This window comes from Aurantiacibacter sediminis (genome assembly GCF_016019885.1).
In the GTDB taxonomy this organism is placed as follows: Bacteria; Pseudomonadota; Alphaproteobacteria; order Sphingomonadales; family Sphingomonadaceae; genus Alteraurantiacibacter; species Alteraurantiacibacter sediminis.
In genome coordinates, this window is record NZ_JAEANY010000001.1 from 441069 (window position 1) to 461765 (window position 20697).

Sequence of the window (20697 nt, forward strand, 5' to 3'; positions counted from 1 at the left end):
ATGCTCTTCGCTTAAGAGGTCAAAAGGTCTCTTCTTGCGCTTTGGCGATCAAGAAATGTTCCACGTGGAACAACTTCATTTCCCGATACAAAAGCGGCCAAAGAGCGCGTCAAGAACGTCTTCGGTCGAGGTGCGTCCTACAAGGGCATCTAACGCCGATCTGGCTTGCCGTAAATTCTCAGCGATCAGCAAAGGGTCATGCACATTGGCACAGGACCGGAGAGCCGCACGAACATCCGACAATAGCTCTCTTTGCCTCGCGTTGAGCGCAACAGATCCCGGTTTCGGCATAGCCTCCGAAGCGCGCGCAATGAGCAAATGCCGCAACTCCGCCAAACCGTCCCCTGTGCGAGCAGACAGACGGCATCGCGGATTACTTTTTCGCGCATGATCCTCGCGATCAGCTTGCGCCTCGATTTCCCAAGCGTCGGGCGGCCCCTCGCCCTCGGCCCCAAGCCAGAGCGTCAGGTCCGCCTTCGCAATTTCCCCAGCCGCGCGCTCTATGCCAATAGCCTCAATCCGATCTTCACCGGGAGCGCGCAGGCCAGCCATATCGACAAAGGTGAATGGAATGCCGCCGAGAGCCACCGACTGGGTCAATACATCGCGCGTCGTGCCGGGAATTTCTGCCGTTATCGCCGCTTCGCTCTCAGTCAGAGCGTTGAAGAGTGTGGACTTTCCCGCATTTGGCGGACCGGCCAAGGCGACGCGATATCCCTCTTTCAAAACCTCCGCACGCGGTGCATCGAGCGCTGCATCAATATCGCTCTGCAGAGCAGCGACACCAGCGCCGAAACTCTCGGGCAATTCCGAAACATCGTCCTCATCATCGAAATCGAGTGCAGCTTCTATTTGCGCCGACAATCCGAGGAGGCGCTCCCGCCAGCCCTCGACCTGAGCAGACAACGCTCCGCCTGCCATCGCCATTGCGCTTTGTCGCTGAATTTCGGTTTCGGCGGAAAGCAGATCGGCAAGACCCTCGGCTTCAGACAGATCAATACGCCCATTGGCAAAGGCGCGGCGCGTGAACTCACCGGGCTGTGCCCTGCGGCAGCCTTCCACCGCAGACAAAGCCGCTTCGACCGCTGCGATGACTGCGCGCCCACCGTGGCAATGCAATTCGCCCAGATCCTCTCCCGTGACAGAGCGCGGCCCGGGGAAAAAGACGAGCAGGCCATCATCAAGCGCATCGCCGTCCGCGTTGCGAAAAGTCGCACGTCGCATAGATCGGGCTTCAGGGACTGTGCCCGTCACCGCCTCCAATGCCGCACGCGTATTGGGGCCGGTGATACGGATCACACCGATACCGGCGGGCGGAGCACCGCTCGATAAAGCGAAAATCGTCGACATTTCTCAGTGCTTTAGCTTTTCGAGCCCTTGGATTTCGCGCTCCCGGCACCGGCGGTTTTGCTCACGCCTTCGACGAAGCTCTGGAACATCTGCATTCCCATCTGTCCCATTGGCGCGAGCTGCCTGGCATATTCTTCCATCTGCTCGACATTCGTCGCGCCCTGCATCGCCTTGGTTACGCTCTCGATGTAGATCCTGTTCGCCTGCTCGACATCGGGCAGCCCCATGAACTCTCGCGCCTCTGCCGGCGTGCAATCGATCTCAATATTCACCTTCATCTGCGGACACCTTTCACAAGCTCCTGCGTATGTAGCATAGAGCACAATCAAACTGCGAGAGATCCCAATATGAGTGAGACAGTCACGATTGCCACCCTTGATGAAAACGGCGACAGCTTCGATGCCTATATTGCGCGGCCAAAGGGTGAAGCCAAATCGGCGATCGTGGTGATCCAGGAAATCTTCGGCGTAAACGCAGGCATTCGCCGCAAGTGCGATAAGCTCGCCGAAGAGGGATATCTCGCGATCGCGCCCGACCTGTTCTGGCGTCTGACACCAGGTGTTGAGCTCGATCCCGATATTGAGCCTGAATTCAATAAAGCTTTGGAAATGATGGGGAATTTCGATCAGGACAAGGGCGTCCGCGATATACAGGCGACCATTAATTACGTGCGCGATCTGACGCAAAGCGGCAAGGTCGGCGCGGTAGGCTACTGCCTCGGCGGACGCCTCGCCTTCATGACAGCTGCGCGCACCGATGTGGATGCAACGGTCGGCTATTACGGTGTTGGAATCGACAATCTGCTCGGCGAGAAAGCGGCCATCGCCAACCCGGTGATGCTCCACATTCCGACCGAAGACGGATTCGTTGACAAAGAGACGCAAAGGGCCATGCATGAAGGGCTGGACGAACACCCCAAGGCCACGCTGTACGATTACGAAGGGCTCGACCACGGTTTCGCAACCGAGTTCGGCGAGCGGCGAAGCGAAGATGCTGCGGAACTGGCTGACAGTAGGACTGCTGCGTTCTTCGAGCAGCATCTGGCCTGACCGGAAGCCTCAGACACCGTCCTCTGTAAGGAAGAAGTCATTCTGGCCGCGCGGATCGACCGGAAGCGCGGTCGGAATTCCAATCAAAACGACCAATAGTGAGGCAGGCGCCAGCAAGCCTGCGATCACTGCGGGGATGCCGAAGAAGAGGGTCGGTCCTAAAAAGAGGGCGACAAGAAGCTGGGTTGCTCGCGTCTGACCCTCCGACGCAATCTCTGCGTCCGGGAGCCCCATCTCCCTGATCAAGGAACTGGCGGCGGCGTGATCAGCCACCGGAATGGTCAGCCGATGCCCACCCAGCGCGTTAGAAAGGGGATCGGCGGAGGCATGCCATACGCCATCGATCCAGACCGGTATGCCCTCGTGTTCCAAGGCGCTGGCGATAACCAGCGCATGTGGCCGCGAGGTAATCGTTGCCACATGCGCCAGATCGGAAGGCTTACGCCCCACCCGCTGAGGCCTACTGGTTCATCGTCTCAAAGAAATCTTCGTTGGTCTTGGAATCCTTCATCTTGTCGAGCAGGAATTCCATCGCATCGACGGTGCCCATCTGCATCAGGATACGGCGCAGGACATACATCTTGCTGAGAGTAGCCTGGTCGACAAGCAGCTCTTCCTTGCGCGTGCCGGACTTGCCGACATCCAGCGCCGGGAAAATACGCTTGTCCGAAACCTTGCGATCGAGGACGATTTCGCTGTTACCCGTGCCCTTGAACTCTTCGAAGATCACTTCGTCCATGCGGCTGCCGGTATCGATCAGCGCGGTGGCAATGATAGAGAGCGAACCGCCCTCTTCGATGTTACGCGCCGCACCGAAGAAGCGCTTCGGGCGCTGCAGGGCATTGGCATCGACACCGCCGGTCAGGACCTTGCCCGAGCTGGGCACGACGGTGTTGTAAGCACGGCCAAGACGCGTGATCGAGTCGAGCAGGATCACGACATCCTTCTTGTGCTCGACCAGGCGCTTCGCCTTTTCGATCACCATTTCAGCGACCTGGACGTGGCGCGAGGCGGGCTCGTCAAAAGTCGAGCTGATGACTTCACCCTTCACACTGCGCTGCATGTCGGTCACTTCTTCCGGACGCTCATCGACGAGCAATACCAGCAGGAAGACTTCCGGGTGGTTGTCGGTAATGGCCTTCGCAATGTTCTGCAGCAGCACCGTCTTACCGGTGCGCGGCGGGGCGACGATCAGCGAGCGCTGGCCCTTACCCTGCGGTGAAATGAGGTCGATCACGCGCGCCGACTTGTCCTTGACGGTCGGATCCTTGGTATCGAGATGCAGGCGCTCATCGGGATAGAGCGGCGTCAGGTTATCGAAATTGGTGCGGTGGCGGACGGCTTCGGGGTCTTCGTAATTGACCTGCTTCAGTTTCGTCAGCGCGAAGTAGCGCTCACCATCCTTGGGAGCGCGGATTTCACCTTCGACCGTGTCACCGGTGCGCAGGCCCATTTTGCGGACCTGGTTCGGCGAGACGTAGATATCGTCAGGACCGGCGAGATAATTAGCTTCGGGCGAACGCAAAAAGCCGAAGCCGTCCTGCAAAACCTCGATCGTACCGATGCCGAGGATTTCCTCTCCCTCTTCGGCGACTTCCTTGAGAATCGCGAACATCAGGTCCTGGCGGCGCATGGTCGACGCACCTTCCACACCCATATCTTCGGCCATCGAGACAAGCTCTGCCGGCGTCCGCTCTTTCAGTTCTTTCAAATGCATATGGTAATTTCCGTATTCAATATGGGAGCCGGCGGGCCATTAGGGCTTGGAGAAAGCAGACCCGGTCGCAAGCGATATGCGATCCTTTGCCGTTGGATATCTGTTCAATATGGGAGCGGCCGTGGCCGGTCAATTCGTTAATCGCTGGCCATTGACTGGCGACCTGAAAATCAGAACGGTTTGACGACCACCAGAATAACGATCAGCGCAAGCATGATGCCGGGCACTTCGCCCCACAGCCGCAATTGCTTATCTGTCAGCGGGCGTTCTCCGCGCAGCATGGCCTTGGCCTTGGCGACCATCCATCCGTGATAGCCAGTCAGGATAAGTACCAGCAGCAGCTTGGCATGAAACCAGCCCTGTGTATGCGCGCCGATTGCGGACATGAGCGCAAGGCCTAGGACCCAGACGACGATCAGGCTGGGGGTCAGGATGATCTTGCGCAGCTTGCCCATCCGGTCTGCCCAGACATCGCTTTCCGGCGACTCCGCACCGTAGGGATGCAGGTAAATCATCTGCCGCGGCAGGATGAAGAGACCCGCCATCCAAAACACCATGAAGATGATGTGGCCTGCCTTGAGCCAGGGATATAGCGGAAGGAGAATCTCTTGCATGCGATGCGTCTACGCGATCACTGGCCCTGCGTCATCACTCTTCAGCCACGAACGACGCGCAGCAAATGGTGAACGTGGTCGATCGGCGTCGTCTTGTCGATCCCGTGGCCGAGATTGAAGATATGGGGACGCTCCGAAAAAGCGTCAAGGATGGCGCGCGCATGGGCCTCAAGGGCCTCACCACCCGCAAGCAGCTGCATCGGGTCACAATTGCCCTGCACGGGCATCTCAGGGGGTAATTCGCCATTGATCCACACCGGATCGGTCGTCTCATCGATCCCAACAGCATCGACACCGGTCTCCCGGGCATAGGCCGGAAGCTTGGCGCCAGCGCCCTTCGGGAAACCGATCACCGGCACGCCGGGGCGTGCTTCGTGTATGGCGGCCGCTAGCCGCGCATTGGGAGCGATGACCCATTTCTCGAATTGCGCGGGGCTGAGCGATCCCGCCCAGCTGTCGAACAATTGCACAGCCTCTGCGCCCGCATCGATCTGGCCGATCAGATACTCTAGGCTCGCCGCCTCGATCGCATCGACCAGCGACTGGAACGCCTGCGGATCGCGATAGGCGAGAGCGCGGGTTGCGCCATGATCCTTCGACCCTTGGCCCGCCACCATGTAGGTTGCGACTGTCCATGGCGAGCCGATGAAACCGAGCATCGTGACCTCATCGGACAGCTCTGCCTTGGTCAGCTCTACGGTGCGGTAGACCGGATCGAAATGGTGGAAGGCCTTTTCCAGCTTCTGCCAGGCCCCATCCACCAGCGGCGGCGCGAGCCTTGGCCCCTCGCCAGCTTCAAACCACAGATCCTGCCCCAGCGCATGGGGAACGATCAGGATATCGGAAAACAGGATCGCCCCGTCGAAGTCGAAACGGCGCAGCGGCTGGAGAGTGACTTCCGATGCCGCTTCGCTGTCATAGACCAGTTCCAGAAACCCACCCTTGCTGGCCCTTAGCTCACGGTATTCCGGCAGGTAACGCCCCGCTTGCCGCATGAGCCAGACTGGCCGCCGCTCGGTTCGGGTTCCGCGCAAATTTTCGAGAAGGGGTCCGGGCATCCTGATTGGGTCCAATCCAATAAATAATATTATTTATAAAAGGATTCTGTTTTCTGTTGGGCCTGTGGATTGCGGGGAAAGTGCGCAATCACCGGAATCCTTTTTGATGAAACTGTCGAAACCAAGGCATCGACTCGTTGGCTTTCCGCGTCAAGCAAAGCTTCTCCACACTACTCACAGGCGCGGTAAAGATTGCCGCTTGCGCGCACTTCCCTGCTGGCGAATCGGCCCGCAGTGGGCATGGAATCTCATCCGCACCTTGTCCGCCATTCTCTCCCGTGGTTTATGCAAGCACATATCCACATGGCCAGACTGCACCTCCACCTCCTGTCCGATTCCACCGGTGAAACGCTGGAAATGATTGCCAAGGCCGCTCTCGCGCGGTTCGAGGATAAGGACGTTGTGCGCCATTTTTGGCCCATGGTGCGATCGCGCCAGCATCTTGAGCGGATTGTCTCCGAGTTCAAGGCCAATGCCGGCCTTGTTCTCTACACGCTGGTGAATGAGGATATCCGCGATCACTTGGAGGAACGCTGTCGCGCGCTTGGGCTGCAACACGTCGCGGCGCTGGATGCGGTCACCGAAGCGCTGGAAGAGCGGCTGGGTCAGGAAGCCAAGGGCCGTCCCGGACGCCAGCACGCAATGGACGAAGCCTATTTCGCCCGTGTCGATGCCATCCAGTTCACCATCGCGCATGATGACGGGATCGGTTGGGAGAATTGGGAAGAGGCAGACATCGTGCTCGCGGGCGTGTCGCGCACGTCGAAAACGCCGACCAGCATCTATCTCGCCAATCGCGGCTTCAAGGTCGCCAATATCCCGCTGGTTGTGGAAAGCCCGCCGCCTGAAAGCCTGTACAAACTGAAGCATCCGATGGTTGTCGGCCTTACCACCGCGCCGGACCGGCTGGTGCAGATCCGCCGCAATCGCCTGCTATCGCTCAATGAAAAGACCGAGACATCCTATGTCGATGAGGGGCGCGTAAAGGACGAAGTCATGTTTGCCCGGCGAATGTTCGCCGACAATGGCTGGCCAGTGATCGACGTGACGCGCCGCTCGATCGAGGAGACCGCCGCCGCGGTGATCCGTCTGCACCAGGAACGCGAGGCGCGCGATACTCCTCCGCGTGTCGGACCGAAGCCGATATGAGCATCATTCTCGCCTCCAAATCCGCCTCGCGCCAGGCTATGCTGACCGATGCCGGAGTACCCTTCGAAGCGCGACCTGCCGATTTGGACGAGCGTGCGATTGAGGAGCAGCTGCAAGGTGCTGCGCCATCGGAAGTCGCACTCGCACTGGCCCGGGCGAAGGCTCTGGCGGTCGAAGAGGCTGAGATTCCTGTCCTCGGCTCCGACTCCCTCGTCGTGGTGGACGGTCGCCGCTTCGATAAACCTACCAGCCGAGAGAATGCTGCTGAGCATCTGCGCTTTTTCTCCGGCAAGGTGATGGAATTGCATTCAGCCGCCGTCATTGCGCGCGGCGGTGAAATTGTGTGGAGCCACGCCGCCCTCGCCCGGCTGCATGTTCGCGAATTATCGGACAAGTTCATCGAAGATTACCTGACACGCGAATGGCCCGAAGTCGGCTATTGTGTCGGTGTTTTCCGGATCGAGGCACTAGGCGCGCAATTGTTCGAGCGGATCGAAGGCGACAATTTCACCGTACTCGGCATGCCACTCCTGCCGGTGCTCGGCGCGCTTCGCGATCTGGGGGAGCTGCCAGCATGACAGCTTATGCCGAAGTTATCGGCGACCCCATCGCGCAATCCAAGTCTCCCGCGATCCACAATTACTGGCTCGGCAAACTTGGCTTGGAAGCGGATTATCGTGCCCACCACGTCACCAGCGAAGGACTGTCCGACTATATCGCCGCGCGGCGCGATGACCCTGATTGGCTCGGCTCTAATGTCACCATGCCGCACAAGCAGGCGATCATTCCGCTGCTAGACAGGCTGGAGATCGGGGCGGAATTGGTCGGCGCCGTTAACACCGTCACCCGCCGCCACAATGGCGCGCTGATCGGCACGAATACCGATGTCGAGGGCTTCTTGGAGCCCCTGCGCAATGAGCTGGCTAAGCAGCACTATTTTCGCATGGCGCGGATTATCGGGACAGGCGGCGCGGCTCGGGCGATTGCCGCTGCTCTCGCTGAGAAAGATTTCACTCTCGTGATTGCGGGGCGGAGCCAAGGCAAAGCACGGGCATTGCTTTACGCCATCGACCCTGAGGGGGCGCACCATGTTGCACCTTTACTGCATTTCGCCGAGCCGACCGATTTTGCTTTCGATGACCGGGAGGGTTGCCTTGATCTGATCGTCAATGCCAGCCCGCTCGGCATGGCTGGGCACGATCCACTCGCTTTCGACCTGAGTCATGCCCCGCCCGGAAGTGTGTTCTACGATATCGTGACTCATCCGATCGATACGCCGCTTTTGCGAACAGCGCGTGAAGCGGGCTACGAGACGATAGACGGCCTCTCCATGCTCATCGGTCAGGCTGCCATCGCCTTTGAACGCTTCTTCGGCCAGCCTCCACCGCGCGATGATGGCGACGCCGAGCTTCGCAAAATGCTCCAGTCATGAGCGAGGCAAAGCGCCCTTTTATCCTCGGCCTCACCGGCTCGATCGCGATGGGCAAGAGTACGGTAGCGCAAATGCTGCGCGATTGCGGTGTGCCGGTTTTCGATGCCGATCATGAAGTGCGCGCCATGCAGGGACCGGGCGGCGAATTGCTGCCTGCGATTGAACAGGAGTTTCCCGGGACGACCGGGCCCGATGGTGTGAATCGTCCGCTTCTCGGCGCACAGGTGTTCGGCAATCCGGAGCGGCTTGCTGCGCTCGAGGCCATTGTCCATCCCGCCGTAGCAAAGCGGCGCGAGGCCTTTGCTCGAGACCATCATGATGCCGATCTGATCGTGTTTGACATACCCTTACTGTTCGAAAAGGGCAGCGAAGGCAGGCTCGATGCCGTGGCAGTCGTCTCCGCTCCGGCAGAAATGCAGCGACAACGCGTGCTTGCGCGCGAAAACATGACCGAAGAGAAATTCGCCGCCATCCTCGCCGCGCAAATGCCCGATGCGGAAAAGCGCGCGCGCGCCGATTTTATCGTCGAAACGGGTGTCCCGCTGGACGAGACCCGAGCGCAGGTGGAGGCGCTGGTGGACAAGCTACGCCCCGGTCCGCATCCTGACTTGCGCGCATAGGAGCGCATTTGCGATAGGCTGATCATGCGCGAAATCATCTTCGATACCGAAACGACGGGCCTTGATCCTGCGACCGGCGACCGAATGGTCGAAATTGGCTGCGTCGAGATGGTCAATCGCGTCGCCACCGGCGCCACCTTTCACGCCTATTATAATCCCGAACGAGATATGCCGGCGGAGGCCGAGAAGGTGCACGGCCTCTCGGCGAGCTTTCTGGCTGACAAACCGCTGTTCAAAGATGGTGCGGCAGAGCTGCTCGAGTTCGTGGGAGATGCCCCGCTCGTCGCTCATAATGCGCAATTCGACTTCGGCTTTCTCAATTGCGAGCTGACGCTGTGCGGGCTGGATATCATCGGCACGGATCGCATGGTCGATACGCTCGCCATCGCGCGCCGCCGCCATCCGGGCGCCAAGCATTCGCTCGATGCGCTGTGCGCGCGCTATGGTGTGGATCGCTCGCACCGCGTTCTGCACGGCGCCCTGCTCGATGCCGAATTGCTGGCGCAAGTCTATGTCGAGTTGATGGGCGGACGCCAGATCGGTCTGGAGCTGGCGGTCGATAACGACCCGCAGAATCCGGTGCAGACGACGACATTCGCACCGAAGATTGGCGAATATCGTGCCCCCCGTCCGCACAAAGCGAGCGAGGAAGAACTTGCGCGTCATGCCCAATTTCTGGAAACTCTGGAAACCCCGCTCTGGACCTCGTGAGTCGCACTCACCACATTGAGCGCAGGAAAAACATAAGGGAAGGAGATACCGCCCATGGATATTCGCGTGTCGGGACATCAGGTCGATACCGGAGCCGCGCTTCAGGAACATGCAGCAGACAGGCTCACAGGAATTGTCGACAAGCACTTCAGTCGCGCGATTTCATCCACGGTCACTTTCGGTAAAGCTCCTGCCAGCGCTTTTGCTGCGGACATCGTCCTTCATGTGAACCATGGGCTTATCCTGAAAAGCCATGGGCAGGCGCATGATGCGCATGTCGCATTCGATCAGGCTGCTGACAAAATCGAAAAACAGCTGCGGCGTTACAAGCGCCGTCTGAATGATCGCCACGAACAGGCGGCGCACGCGGTGAAGGAAGAAGAGGCGGCCTATACGATCTTCGCGGCTGAAGAGCCGGAAAGCGAAGAAGCAGGCGGCGAAGAATCGCCTCCTGTGATTGCAGAAACGCGCATCGACGTGCCCGAAGTCAGCGTATCTGACGCGGTGATGCTGCTCGATTTACGCCACACAACAGCGCTGTTTTTCAAAAATGCTGGAACTGGACATCATAATATGGTGTATCGCCGCGACGATGGATCGATCGGGTGGGTCGAGCCGTCCTGATTTTCGCCGCTTTTCAGCGGTAGCGGAAATCGGTGAACCAATCTCAATCGTTCCCTGCCATGCGGAACACTCCTCTGGGGTGATCAAGGCATTTGGCGGGAACGCAGTACGATAAGAGCAATGAATTCCAATTTTGTATTGAAGCCGGAAGCGGTCGCTTTCACCAGTGCCGGGTCGAAATCAGAAATTCTTGAGCTGGTCGCGAACACCTTTGCGCGCGCTTGGGATCTGGATCCCGTTATTGTGCTTGAGCAGCTGGAGGAGCGTGAAAAGCTCGGCAGCACGGGCTTTGGCCGCGGCGTCGCGATCCCGCATGCCCGCTTTCCAGGGCTGAGCCGTCCGGTCGCCGCGATCATCAAGCTGGAAAAGCCGGTGGACTTCGATGCTGCCGATGGCCTGCCGGTGGATCTGGTATTTGGCCTGCTTTCGCCGGAAAATTGCGGCGCGACACATCTCCACGCGTTGGCCGCCGTCTCGCGTATGATGCGTGATGACCGGATGCATGACGCGCTTTGCGATGCGCCCAATGTCGAGGCTCTCTATAGCCTCGTAACCAATGTGACGGATCGTGACGCTGCCTGATCAGGCTGATGAGAATGGGCAGTCCGCCCATTTTCGCGCGCTGGAGCAGCTTTATGCCTCGGCTCCGATCAACAATCTTTTTCGATCCGAGCTGGAGATACTCGAGCCGGGCCGATCGCGGATCACGTTTTCGGCGCAGGAAGCCCACTTCCATGCGGCGGGCGCTGCGCATGGTACGATCTATTTCAAGATGCTCGACGATGCGGCCTTTTACGCTGCGAATTCGCTTGTTTCCGATCGCTTCCTCCTGACGACCGGGTTCAACCTACATTTCACTAAGCCTATTCGAGGCGGCACAGTTGTCGCCGAAGGACGCTGGGTTAGCGGAAAGCGTCGCGTTTTCATCGCCGAGGCCAATCTGGTCGATGAAGAAGGCGATGAAATCGGGCGCGGGACGGGCACATTCATGCGTTCGCACATCGCACTTTCCGGCCTCTCCGGCTACCGCCAGCCGGACTAGGGTCATGGACGATCGCATCCCTGCGCATCTTGAAGTCAGTGGCCTGATAAAGGCTGTTTCGGCCGAAGGCGGCTTTGCCACCGTTCTTGCCAAGGGCGAAAAGACAGCCGGAACATTGATGATAATATGTTGCGAAAATGGCACAAAATTGCGCGCATACGAACGAATGCCACAATTGGATGGCACCCGCACATGGGTGCTTTCGAAGTCTCAAGACGTTGAAAACCCTATGCAATTCAGCGAATATATAGACCGGAGAAAGCGCCAGGATAGCGACCTTTGGATCCTTGAGCTGGACGTCGTGAATCCAGAACGTTTCATCGGAAACCACTTCCCCGAAATTTGACACTGCGGCGGCAATCGCTATTTGGCCCGCAACCTTCCAGACAGCGTATGTTGCCTTGCACCGCAATGCGGTGGTGCGATGCAGCGCGCAGACGGGGAGTGGACTTGCAGGTCCCAAGGGATGGCAAGCGGTAAGAGATGACACGTCACACAGTGTCGCAGCCGCAAGACCTGCATCAGTCGCTCACCGCCGTGTGATTTAGGATTGATGAAAATTTCTCTGAAGCGGGCTGGGGCCATCGCCCTCGCCTCAACTGTGTTTGCGAGCAGTTTCGGTACCGCAGTGAGCGGCGCCATCGCACAGGACCAGACGGACCCGGTAGTGGCCGAGCTGGCACAGACAGAATTTGAAGTGCCGCAGAACGCTGCCGAACCCACCGCTGATGAACAGGTCCGGTTCGTTGCCAGCGAAGTGGTGCAGGACGTTCCGGAAACGCCGGAAGTCGAAGAAACCGATGCCAGCTCGCTGCGTGAGCTGGTCCACACCGTCGACACCTCAGGTGAGCTCTCGCGTGAAATGATGTGCCTGGCGCAGGCCGTGTATTTTGAATCGCGTGGTGAACCGCTCGATGGCCAGCTGGCCGTCGCCCGCGTGATCATCAATCGCGCAGAGAGCGACACTTTCCCCGATGACTATTGCTCGGTGGTAACCCAGCGCTCGCAGTTTTCGTTCGTACGCGGCGGCCGCATCCCGGCGCCGAACCGCGGCACGACCGCTTGGAACCGCGCCAAGGCGATCGCCCGCATCGCTCATCGCGATCTGTGGGAAAGCCCTGCTGACGACGCGCTTTATTTCCATGCGACTTACGTTCGCCCTAGCTGGGCACGCCGCATGACGACCCGCGCGCGGATCAATAATCACATTTTTTATAGGTAGTTGTTTGTCTCATGCGGCCACATCCGTGGCCGCGTCCTCGGCGCTATTCGCTCCAGCGGGACTGCGTTCCGCCTGCGCGGCACCTGCGGGTCGCGCTGTGCGCTCGGTCGCTGACCTGCGGCCAGCGAGACTAGCGCTTCAATTGATCACAGACGCGGAGCACGCTCGGCGATCTGCCGAAGGCAAGGCCGAATGGCCGCCCGCAGCGGGCGCAGCTTGCCTGCGCGTCTAGCGAGGACGATCGCCCGGATGGGCGATCACGAAACAAATCAATCCCTAATCTCAACCCAAACAGGGGTGTGATCGCTCGCCTTTTCGCGTCCGCGGTATTCGCGGTCGACGCCTGCGGAAACGAGGCGATCAGCCGTTTGCGGTGAGAGCAGAAGGTGATCGATGCGGAAACCATGGTCGCGCTGCCACGCGCCGGCCTGATAATCCCAATAGGTCCATACACCGCCGCGCGGATTGAGCAGGCCGAGCGCGTCTGTCCAGCCATCGTTGAGAATGCGCGTGTAGGCTTCGCGGGACTCCGGCTGCATCAGCGCATCGCCAGCCATAGCCTTGACCGACCAAACGTCATTGTCGCGCGGGATCACGTTGAAATCGCCGACCACCACGGTGGGCTGCTCACTGGCGAGAAGCTCCTGCAACCGCTCCCGCAGCGCCGCCATCCACTCGAGCTTGTAATCGAACTTCGGCCCGGGCTGAGGATTACCGTTCGGAAGGTAAAGATTGACGATCCGCACGCCGTTTACATCGGCTTCGATATAGCGCGACTGCTCGCCTTCACCCTCTTTGGGCCCGTCGACTCCAAGGCCGCGCCGCACCTCCTCTGGCGCAGTGCCATCGCTAAGGATCGCGACGCCGTTGAAGCTCTTCTGCCCGTGCCAGATCGCCTTGTAGCCCATCTCTTCGAATTCATCAGCCGGGAAGCCTTCATCCTGCGTCTTGATTTCCTGCAGGCAGGCGACTGTCGGCCGGGTTTCCTCCAGCCATTCTTTGAGCCGCGGCAGGCGCGCTTTGATACCGTTGATGTTAAATGAGGCAATCCGCATGCAGCGGACTTTAGATGCCAAAGCTGGAACCGCAACCACATCCCGCAGCAGCGTTGGGATTTTGCACCCGGAAAGCCGCACCGCCAAGCGATTCGACAAAATCGACCACACTGCCAGCGACAAGGTCGAGGCTGACCGGATCGACGACGAGCTTCACGCCATCGGTCTCGCTAACCGCATCTTCGCCTTCCGGCTCGCCAAGCTCGAATTTGTACTGAAAGCCCGAACAGCCGCCGCCTTCTACGGACAGGCGCAGCACGGCGGGTTTCGCCTGCTTTTCGGCGATAGTCGCAACACGCTTTGCAGCAGATTCGCTAAGGGTCAGATGAGTTGCCATGCGGTGTATGTAGGGTCGAGCGACCGTCTGCTCAAGCAGAGGTGATATATTCGCGCATCTGCTGCGCCTCTGCCTCGATCATATCCATCCGGTATTTCACCAAATCGCCGATAGAAACGAAGGCGACCATGCGATCACCATCGGTGACGGGAAGGTGCCGAATACGCCGTTTCGTCATCATGGAAAGCGCCTTCAGCACGCTTTCCGTGGGCGAGATGGTGATTGCGGGCGCCGTCATGACTTCGTTTACCGCGCGGTGAAGCACATCAGCGCCATCACGCGCAATGCAATAAAGCAGGTCACGCTCAGAGAATATCCCCGCCACCTTCTCTCCGTCCATCACCGGCAGCGCGCCGATGCGTTTATCGGCAAGCAGGCTGGCGGCGTGCTGGACGCTGTCGGTCGGAGCGCAAGAGACCACCGTGTCATCTCGGTTGGCGATCAGATTGGCTATGGTCATGGGTGCACTCCTCTTTTCCCGCAGCCGCGATTATGCCACGGATTGTCCGCTCCCGGCAAATGCGGACCAAACGCCCCGTTGCATCACAGCCATTTGGCAGGCATGTGCAGGCGAATGGTCAAGCCATCACCCCTCGATGATCCTGTAAACGCAGCACACGCCTGGGCGCATTTCCGCAAGATTATGCGGCTGATGCTCGGCATTACGGTGGCTGTGGTCGTGATCGCGCTCGCGATCATCTACAATCAGGTTGAGGACGTCTCACCGCATTTCTTCATCGCGACGGCGCTGGGTATCGGGTTTTCCATGTTGCTGATGAGCGCGCTGATGGGCCTCGTCTTCATGTCCAGCGGCACGGGGCATGACGAATCGGTCGACAATTCGCTCGACGATCTCGATTTCAGGAATGACGATTAAGGCGCGGGCTGCAGGCGGTATTCGGCGACAGGCGTGCCGCCGATCAGATGCTCCTGAATGATCCGCTCCAGCACTTCTTCTGTGCAGGAATGATACCAGACCCGGTCAGGCCAGACGACCACGATAGGCCCAGCGGCACAGAGCTGCAGGCAATCGGCCTTGGTCCGCTGGACACCGCCCTTCCCCGCAAGACCGACCTCTTTCAGGCGCTTTTTCAGATACTTCCAGGCCTTCTCGCCGACATCGCGCTTGCAGCATTTCTGCTTGTCGGAAACCGCGCAGATGAACACGTGGCGATCGATGGCTGACCCGCCGATCTTGGCGAGCGCCTTTTCAGCCTTCTCGATGTCTTTTTTCTTGGACAGGGTCAGCGCTTCTTGCCGGCGATCCGGGCAATTTCGGCTTTGACCAGCCGCTCCACCATGTCGGGTAGATTGGCATCAAGCCATTGGGCCAGCATCGGGCGCAGCATGTCCCGCACCATACCTTCCAGCGATGTTTCACCAGAGCGAACGATTTGGGGTTTGGCAGGAGGCTCCGACAGCATGGCCAGCGCAGCAAGCGATTGCCGCATGGCATCGGCGGCCTGCGCATTGGTCAGCGTGTCGGCTGTGGTGTCGTCCTCATCCTCCAGTTCAGCCCCGGCTTCACTGAGATCGAGAATTTCCTCCGCCTCATCCTGGTCGACGGGATCGAGGTTGAAAGCGCTGCGCTGCAGTGGCGATTCGGCCTCGGTCGGCGCCGGGTCTTTCTCCTGACGTACAGAATCGCGATCGATCACCCGTTTGATCGATTCGAGAATTTCTTCGACTGAAGGCTCGCCTTCCTGACGCATTTAGTCCCCCGCTGGTATGTCGGCAGATATCTCACCGTCTTGCGCGGGGATGTCAACGGTCCGGGCGCTTTCTACTGCAGGTTCGAGATCGCGCTGCCAATCCCAGATAATGCCGCGCACGCGGTCATAATTGTCGATCGGATCGTAAAGCGGGCCTTCGTCTTCCAGCCCAAGGTCGCGCGCTTCTGCGCGGCCCATTGCGGCAAGGAGGGAGAAGCCTGCGACATAGGCATTGCGCCGTGCAGTCACCAGCTGCGTCTGCGCATTCAGCAATTCCTGCTGCGCGTCGAGGATATCGAGCACGGTACGATTGCCGACCGTGTTTTCAGCCCGCACACCTTCAAGGCTCAATGCAGCGGCATCGACTGCTACTTCGCTTGAAACGATTACTGCCCGGGCCGCGCGCCAGCTAGAAAATGCAGCGCGTACCTGCGCGATGACGCTGCGTTCTACGGCGATGGCGTTCTCGAGAGCTGCACTGGCGAATGCCCCGGCCTGGCGCTGCTGCGCGGCTGGCCTGCCGCCTTGGAAAATCGGGATGGAGATCTGCGCCCCGACAGTCAGGTCGGTACCTGCATTGTTGCCACTGGGAAGCGTGCCGAGAAAATTCTGGTAGTCGCTCGAAGCAAACAGGCTGAGGCGCGGCAGGCGGCCAGATCCTGCCACCTCCACATCGAAGCCAGCGGCCTCTGCATTCTCGCGCGCAGCGATAATGTCGGGATTGTATTCCAGCGCCACATCCACTGCTCCGTCCGGCGAAGCTGGTAGGCCCGGAAGCGGCGGCGGGGCCTGCAGGTCAATGGGCGGTGCGCCGGTCAGTTGCAGATACCGTTCGCGCGCTTCGATCAGATTGGCGCGCGAGCTTTCCAGATCGCCCTCTGCAAGCGCGAGGCGGCTTTGCGATTGGGCGACATCGGTGCGAGTCAAATCGCCGATTTCAAATCGGTCAGACGTCGCTTGTAGATTGATGGCCAGCACATCGACATTGTTCGCCGAGAGCGAGACAAGCGCTTCGTTCAAGATGACATCCATATAGGCCGCAACGACTTGGGCAAAGACGGCGCTTTCGGTGCCGCGAAGATCGGCTCGGCCCGCTTCGACACGGTTTTCGGCCGCCAAGATGCCATTGCGTACAGCGCCGCCCTGATAAACCGGCACATTCAGGCTGACATTGCCTCGGATCAGCCTTTCGGGCGAGACAACTGCGGGCGTGCTTTGCTGGAGCAATTCGGAAAAGCTGCCGGTGGCATCGACGCCGGGCAGGCCTTGCGAGCGCTGGATCACGACATTCTCGTCCGTGGCTCGTAGATTGGCGCGGGCAGCCGCCAGCGTCGGATTGTCGAAATAGGCGCGCGCGAGCGCTTCCTTCAGCGTTTCGGCGGATGCAGGCGTTGAAAAAACGAACGCCCCGGCCAGCAGGCCGGCGATGATCCGCCTTTTCGCCATGGTTAGAAGCTCCATTCCTTCGGTTTGGCAAAGGCATGCAATTGCGGAATGCCGACATCGAATACAGGGAGCAGCGAAACGCCGCGATCGCCCTTGCGCCCCACAGCGATGCGGGTGACGCCATTATCGACGAGGCCCGTCACAATGCGCGCGCCATCGGCGAGGCGCTTTGCCAGCTTGGCAGGCACTTCTTCCACGGCGCCGTCGATTATCAGCAGGTTTGCGCCCTTGCCTTTGCGACCCGAGCCAACCGCATCCTCCGGTGTGATGACGGTGAGATCGGCAACCAGCGGGCGGAGCAATTCGGCAAGGTAGCCAGTGCCGCCATCCACAAGCAGCACATGCTCATCCGACTGCGGTTCGGCTTCCTGCAGCATCATGCCATGCACCAGTGGAGCCGCAAGCGCGCCGCCTTCGGGCAGGCGAATGGCGCGGTCCATATAGGCAAAGCTCTTGGCAGTGGCGGGGACGAAATCCTCACGCGGCACGGCGCTCATCCGCTTCAGCACGAATTCGGCATTCACGCCGCTGGTGCGTAGCTGGCTTTCAATCATCGCGCGGCGGGCGCGGTGCGAGGCGTCTGTTTCGGTCATTTCAGCAGTAGTCACGTCGGCAAAATCCAGTGGTAAATTCTTTTCCCAAATTCTCTTGGTGCCTTAGGGACTGTGTTCCCCGTCGCCAAGTGCTTTACCTGCCTTGCCGGTAAAGCCTAAGGGGTCTCGACCAACAGGAGTAACGGCACGATGAGCGACATGATTACCATCCGCGAAGAAGACCTGATCGAAACGATCGCGGATGCGCTGCAATATATCTCCTATTATCATCCGATGGATTACATCCAGGCGCTGGGCGAAGCGTACAAAGCGGAGCAAGGCCCCGCTGCGAAGGACGCCATTGCTCAGATCCTTACCAACAGCCGCATGTGCGCAGAGGGGCACCGTCCGATCTGTCAGGACACAGGCATTGTAAATGTCTTCCTGAAATGGGGCCAGAATTGCCGGCTGGACTCGGATAAGAGCTTGCAGGAAGTCGTCGATGAAGGCGTGCGCCGCGCGTATAACCACGCCGAAAACAAACTCCGTGCCTCGATCCTCGCCGATCCCGCTTTCACGCGCCGGAATACACGCGACAATACGCCCTGCGTCCTCGATGTTGAAATGGTGCCCGGAGATACCGTGGAGGTCGATGTCGCCGCGAAGGGCGGTGGCAGCGAGAACAAATCCAAGTTCAAGATGATGAACCCGTCGGACAACATCATCGAATGGGTGCTCGAACAGATCCCCAGCATGGGCGCAGGCTGGTGTCCGCCGGGCATGCTCGGCATCGGCATCGGTGGCACGGCAGAGCATTGCATGAAGCTCGCCAAGAAATCGCTGATGGAGCCGATCGACATGGCGCAACTGAAGGCGCGCGGGGCCGAGACCGATATCGAGCAGCTGCGGATCGACATTTTCGACGCGGTCAATGCGACAGGTGTCGGCGCGCAGGGTCTCGGCGGGCTGTCGACCGTGCTCGACGTGAAAATTTACGATTGGCCCTGCCATGCGGCGGGCAAGCCTGTGGCGATGATCCCCAACTGCGCGGCGACGCGCCACGCGCATGTGACGCTCGACGGCTCCGGCCCCGCCTATATCCCGCAGCCCGATCTCGATGCGTGGCCCGATGTGCATTGGGAGCCCGATGCCGAGGCGAAGCGGGTCGATCTCGACAATCTGACGCCGGAAGAAGTCGCCAGCTGGAATCACGGCGATCGCCTGCTTCTCAACGGCGCGATGCTGACTGGCCGTGACGCGGCGCATAAGCGCATACAGGATATGCTCGACAAGGGTGAAGAGCTGCCCGTCGAATTCAAAGGCCGAGCAATCTACTATGTCGGCCCGGTCGATCCGGTGATGGGCGAAGTCGTAGGCCCGGCTGGCCCGACCACGGCCACACGCATGGACAAATTCACCGAAATGATGCTCGACCTTGGCCTGCTCGCCATGATCGGCAAGGCAGAGCGCGGCCACGATGCTGTCGAGGTGATAAGCCGTTTCAAGGTCGCTTACCTGATGGCGACGGGCGGGGCTGCCTATCTCGTTGCGCGCGCAATCAAGGAAGCGAAAGTCGTCGCTTTCGAAGAGCTCGGCATGGAAGCGATTTACGAATTCACGGTGAAGGACATGCCGGTTACCGTCGCAGTCGATAGCGAAGGAAACAATGTCCACACGCTCGCCCCGCTCCATTGGCGCGAGAAGATTCGTGAAGAAGGCCTCCTCCAGACCTGAATCGGCGCAAATCATCGACCAGCGTCATACCGGTTTCGATGGAAACGAGCCGCAAGGCTGGCGTAAAAGCGCCTTGAGGGGCTAAACCGGCTGGATGGACAAAGCTGAAACCAGCAAATCGGCAGCGCGCGTGCCATTCCGCATCGTGCTCGCTTCCGTGGTGGGGCTGTGGGCGACTTATCTCGTCCTCATGACCCTGCGCGCCGAATTGCTCGGTATGGAAAATGCAGGCGAGATGTTTGAGCGGCGACTGATCGCCAGCGCAATCGGTATTCTCATCACTCTGGGCCTGTGGGTCGTGCTGCGCGCCTTCGATACGAAGCCGCTGTGGGCCAAAACCTGCGCCGCGCTAGTATTCGCCCTGCCCGCTGCCCTGCTCAGCATGCAGGCAAACCGGATGGTGTTTGCCGATCTGCAATCGCAATTGAACGATCAGGTTTTGCGAGAGCTGGTGGAAACCAGCGGCGTATCGCAAGAGGATGTCGATGATGCGCAGCTGCAGGGCATCAGCCAGTTCATGCAGCGCGGCAATCTGCAATATATCGTCGAGATTACCTTCAGCCGCTATTTTATGATGCTCGCCTGGTGCGCCCTTTATCTAGCTTTGCTGTCGGGCGAGCGTGCGCGCGTGGCGGAGCGGCGAGAGCAGCAATTTCGAAGCGCAGCAAAGGCGGCAGAGCTCAAAAGCCTGCGCTATCAGGTCAATCCGCATTTCCTATTCAATACATTGAATTCGCTGTCTGCGCTGGTGCTGACCGACAAAAAGCAGGCGGCAGAGAAAATGATACAGATGATCAGCACATTTTACCGCCGCAGCTTAGCCGATGACACCACCGCCGATGTCCCGCTGCGAGAGGAAATCGCCCAGCAGAAGCTTTATCTCGATATCGAGGCGGTGCGCTTCCCCATGCGCCTGGTCGCCGATTACGACATCCCGGAAGATCTGGAAGACGCGCTCATTCCCGGCATGATCCTGCAGCCGCTGGTGGAAAATTCCGTGAAACACGCCGTCGCGCCTTCCGCCGGGCAGGTTACCATCCGCATTTCCGCGCGCGAAGAATACGGTCGCCTTGTCGTGACAGTCTCCGACAATGGCACGAGCGCGCGCGACAGTGAGGAGGTCCGCCCCGGCTTCGGCATCGGCTTAAACAACGTGCATGAACGGCTTGAGGCGCGCTTTGGCAATGAAGCGACGGTCGCATCAGGCCACTCGCCCGATGGCTTCGTAACGCATCTGCGCCTGCCGCTGTTGCGCATGCGCGAACAGGTGGCAGCGTAAACTTCACACAAGT

At 59.5% G+C, this 20697-nt stretch carries 27 protein-coding genes; 14 read left to right on the forward strand and 13 right to left on the reverse strand.

Annotated features, from left to right (window positions below):
- Positions 1–75: 75 nt before the first annotated feature.
- Positions 76–1350, reverse strand: a complete 1275-nt coding sequence (gene mnmE, locus I5L03_RS02250; protein WP_197920069.1) for a tRNA uridine-5-carboxymethylaminomethyl(34) synthesis GTPase MnmE — start codon at positions 1348–1350, stop codon at positions 76–78.
- Positions 1351–1361: 11 nt separating this feature from the next.
- Positions 1362–1628, reverse strand: coding sequence for a DUF6489 family protein (locus I5L03_RS02255; RefSeq protein ID WP_197920070.1), 267 nt, complete (start codon positions 1626–1628; stop codon positions 1362–1364).
- A gap of 69 nt (positions 1629–1697) precedes the next feature.
- On the opposite strand from I5L03_RS02255, the gene I5L03_RS02260 reads away from it, so the two are divergent.
- Positions 1698–2399, forward strand: a complete 702-nt coding sequence (locus I5L03_RS02260; RefSeq protein WP_197920071.1) for a dienelactone hydrolase family protein — start codon at positions 1698–1700, stop codon at positions 2397–2399.
- A 9-nt stretch (positions 2400–2408) separates the two neighbouring features.
- Here I5L03_RS02260 and I5L03_RS02265 read toward each other — a convergent pair whose 3' ends face one another.
- The 4 genes from I5L03_RS02265 to hemE all read right to left on the reverse strand — a co-directional run bounded on the left by I5L03_RS02265 (position 2409) and on the right by hemE (position 5788).
- On the reverse strand, positions 2409–2849 hold the full coding sequence (locus I5L03_RS02265; RefSeq protein WP_197920072.1) for a hypothetical protein: 441 nt from the start codon (positions 2847–2849) through the stop codon (positions 2409–2411).
- A 10-nt stretch (positions 2850–2859) separates the two neighbouring features.
- Positions 2860–4116: a transcription termination factor Rho gene (rho, locus tag I5L03_RS02270; protein WP_197920073.1), complete on the reverse strand. Its 1257-nt coding sequence runs from the start codon at positions 4114–4116 to the stop codon at positions 2860–2862.
- A gap of 170 nt (positions 4117–4286) precedes the next feature.
- Positions 4287–4730 carry a CopD family protein gene (locus I5L03_RS02275; protein ID WP_197920074.1) on the reverse strand — a complete coding sequence of 148 codons (444 nt, stop codon included), beginning with the start codon at positions 4728–4730 and terminating at the stop codon, positions 4287–4289.
- A 41-nt stretch (positions 4731–4771) separates the two neighbouring features.
- Positions 4772–5788 (reverse strand): uroporphyrinogen decarboxylase, encoded by a 1017-nt coding sequence (hemE, locus tag I5L03_RS02280; protein ID WP_197920075.1) that lies wholly within the window; start codon positions 5786–5788, stop codon positions 4772–4774.
- A 303-nt stretch (positions 5789–6091) separates the two neighbouring features.
- On the opposite strand from hemE, the gene I5L03_RS02285 reads away from it, so the two are divergent.
- The 10 genes from I5L03_RS02285 (at position 6092) to I5L03_RS02330 (ending at position 12588) form a co-directional block, all read left to right on the forward strand.
- Complete coding sequence (locus I5L03_RS02285) at positions 6092–6937, forward strand: pyruvate, water dikinase regulatory protein (protein ID WP_197920076.1); 846 nt, start codon at positions 6092–6094, stop codon at positions 6935–6937.
- Positions 6934–7515 carry a Maf family protein gene (locus tag I5L03_RS02290; RefSeq protein ID WP_197920077.1) on the forward strand — a complete coding sequence of 194 codons (582 nt, stop codon included), beginning with the start codon at positions 6934–6936 and terminating at the stop codon, positions 7513–7515. Before I5L03_RS02285 ends, I5L03_RS02290 begins: the two co-directional genes overlap by 4 nt.
- Complete coding sequence (aroE, locus tag I5L03_RS02295; RefSeq protein WP_197920078.1) at positions 7512–8369, forward strand: shikimate dehydrogenase; 858 nt, start codon at positions 7512–7514, stop codon at positions 8367–8369. The genes I5L03_RS02290 and aroE overlap by 4 nt, the downstream gene beginning before the upstream one ends.
- Positions 8366–8989, forward strand: a complete 624-nt coding sequence (coaE, locus tag I5L03_RS02300) for a dephospho-CoA kinase (RefSeq protein ID WP_197920079.1) — start codon at positions 8366–8368, stop codon at positions 8987–8989. The genes aroE and coaE overlap by 4 nt, the downstream gene beginning before the upstream one ends.
- Positions 8990–9013: 24 nt before the next feature.
- Positions 9014–9700 carry a DNA polymerase III subunit epsilon gene (gene dnaQ / locus I5L03_RS02305; protein ID WP_197920080.1) on the forward strand — a complete coding sequence of 229 codons (687 nt, stop codon included), beginning with the start codon at positions 9014–9016 and terminating at the stop codon, positions 9698–9700.
- Between the two features lie 54 nt (positions 9701–9754).
- Positions 9755–10324, forward strand: a complete 570-nt coding sequence (gene hpf / locus I5L03_RS02310; protein ID WP_197920081.1) for a ribosome hibernation-promoting factor, HPF/YfiA family — start codon at positions 9755–9757, stop codon at positions 10322–10324.
- A gap of 120 nt (positions 10325–10444) precedes the next feature.
- Positions 10445–10906, forward strand: coding sequence for a PTS sugar transporter subunit IIA (locus I5L03_RS02315; RefSeq protein WP_197920082.1), 462 nt, complete (start codon positions 10445–10447; stop codon positions 10904–10906).
- Complete coding sequence (locus I5L03_RS02320; RefSeq protein WP_197920083.1) at positions 10893–11366, forward strand: PaaI family thioesterase; 474 nt, start codon at positions 10893–10895, stop codon at positions 11364–11366. Before I5L03_RS02315 ends, I5L03_RS02320 begins: the two co-directional genes overlap by 14 nt.
- A gap of 4 nt (positions 11367–11370) precedes the next feature.
- On the forward strand, positions 11371–11712 hold the full coding sequence (locus I5L03_RS02325) for a DUF1491 family protein (protein ID WP_197920084.1): 342 nt from the start codon (positions 11371–11373) through the stop codon (positions 11710–11712).
- 207 nt (positions 11713–11919) lie between these two features.
- Complete coding sequence (locus tag I5L03_RS02330; RefSeq protein ID WP_197920085.1) at positions 11920–12588, forward strand: cell wall hydrolase; 669 nt, start codon at positions 11920–11922, stop codon at positions 12586–12588.
- Positions 12589–12857: 269 nt separating this feature from the next.
- Here the strand turns inward: I5L03_RS02330 and xth are convergent, their stop codons facing one another.
- The 3 genes from xth to I5L03_RS02345 are packed head-to-tail and all read right to left on the reverse strand — an operon-like array spanning position 12858 to position 14440.
- Positions 12858–13643, reverse strand: a complete 786-nt coding sequence (xth, locus tag I5L03_RS02335) for an exodeoxyribonuclease III (RefSeq protein WP_197920086.1) — start codon at positions 13641–13643, stop codon at positions 12858–12860.
- 10 nt (positions 13644–13653) lie between these two features.
- Positions 13654–13980, reverse strand: a complete 327-nt coding sequence (locus I5L03_RS02340; RefSeq protein ID WP_197920087.1) for a HesB/IscA family protein — start codon at positions 13978–13980, stop codon at positions 13654–13656.
- A gap of 31 nt (positions 13981–14011) precedes the next feature.
- Positions 14012–14440 carry a CBS domain-containing protein gene (locus tag I5L03_RS02345; protein WP_197920088.1) on the reverse strand — a complete coding sequence of 143 codons (429 nt, stop codon included), beginning with the start codon at positions 14438–14440 and terminating at the stop codon, positions 14012–14014.
- 114 nt (positions 14441–14554) lie between these two features.
- On the opposite strand from I5L03_RS02345, the gene I5L03_RS02350 reads away from it, so the two are divergent.
- On the forward strand, positions 14555–14857 hold the full coding sequence (locus I5L03_RS02350) for a hypothetical protein (protein WP_197920089.1): 303 nt from the start codon (positions 14555–14557) through the stop codon (positions 14855–14857).
- Here I5L03_RS02350 and I5L03_RS02355 read toward each other — a convergent pair.
- The 4 genes from I5L03_RS02355 to I5L03_RS02370 are packed head-to-tail and all read right to left on the reverse strand — an operon-like array spanning position 14854 to position 17731.
- Positions 14854–15222: a (2Fe-2S) ferredoxin domain-containing protein gene (locus I5L03_RS02355; protein ID WP_197920693.1), complete on the reverse strand. Its 369-nt coding sequence runs from the start codon at positions 15220–15222 to the stop codon at positions 14854–14856. The genes I5L03_RS02350 and I5L03_RS02355 overlap by 4 nt on opposite strands.
- Positions 15223–15224: 2 nt before the next feature.
- A complete protein-coding gene (locus tag I5L03_RS02360; RefSeq protein WP_197920090.1) occupies positions 15225–15692 on the reverse strand; it encodes a DUF2497 domain-containing protein in 468 nt (155 codons plus the stop codon).
- On the reverse strand, positions 15693–17138 hold the full coding sequence (locus tag I5L03_RS02365; protein WP_197920694.1) for a TolC family outer membrane protein: 1446 nt from the start codon (positions 17136–17138) through the stop codon (positions 15693–15695). It abuts the gene before it with no gap.
- Between the two features lie 2 nt (positions 17139–17140).
- A complete protein-coding gene (locus I5L03_RS02370; protein ID WP_234034994.1) occupies positions 17141–17731 on the reverse strand; it encodes a protein-L-isoaspartate O-methyltransferase family protein in 591 nt (196 codons plus the stop codon).
- Between the two features lie 150 nt (positions 17732–17881).
- Here I5L03_RS02370 and I5L03_RS02375 point away from each other — a divergent pair, with 150 nt between their 5' ends.
- Complete coding sequence (locus I5L03_RS02375) at positions 17882–19405, forward strand: fumarate hydratase (protein ID WP_197920091.1); 1524 nt, start codon at positions 17882–17884, stop codon at positions 19403–19405.
- A 94-nt stretch (positions 19406–19499) separates the two neighbouring features.
- A complete protein-coding gene (locus I5L03_RS02380; protein ID WP_197920092.1) occupies positions 19500–20684 on the forward strand; it encodes a sensor histidine kinase in 1185 nt (394 codons plus the stop codon).
- Positions 20685–20697: the final 13 nt, after the last annotated feature.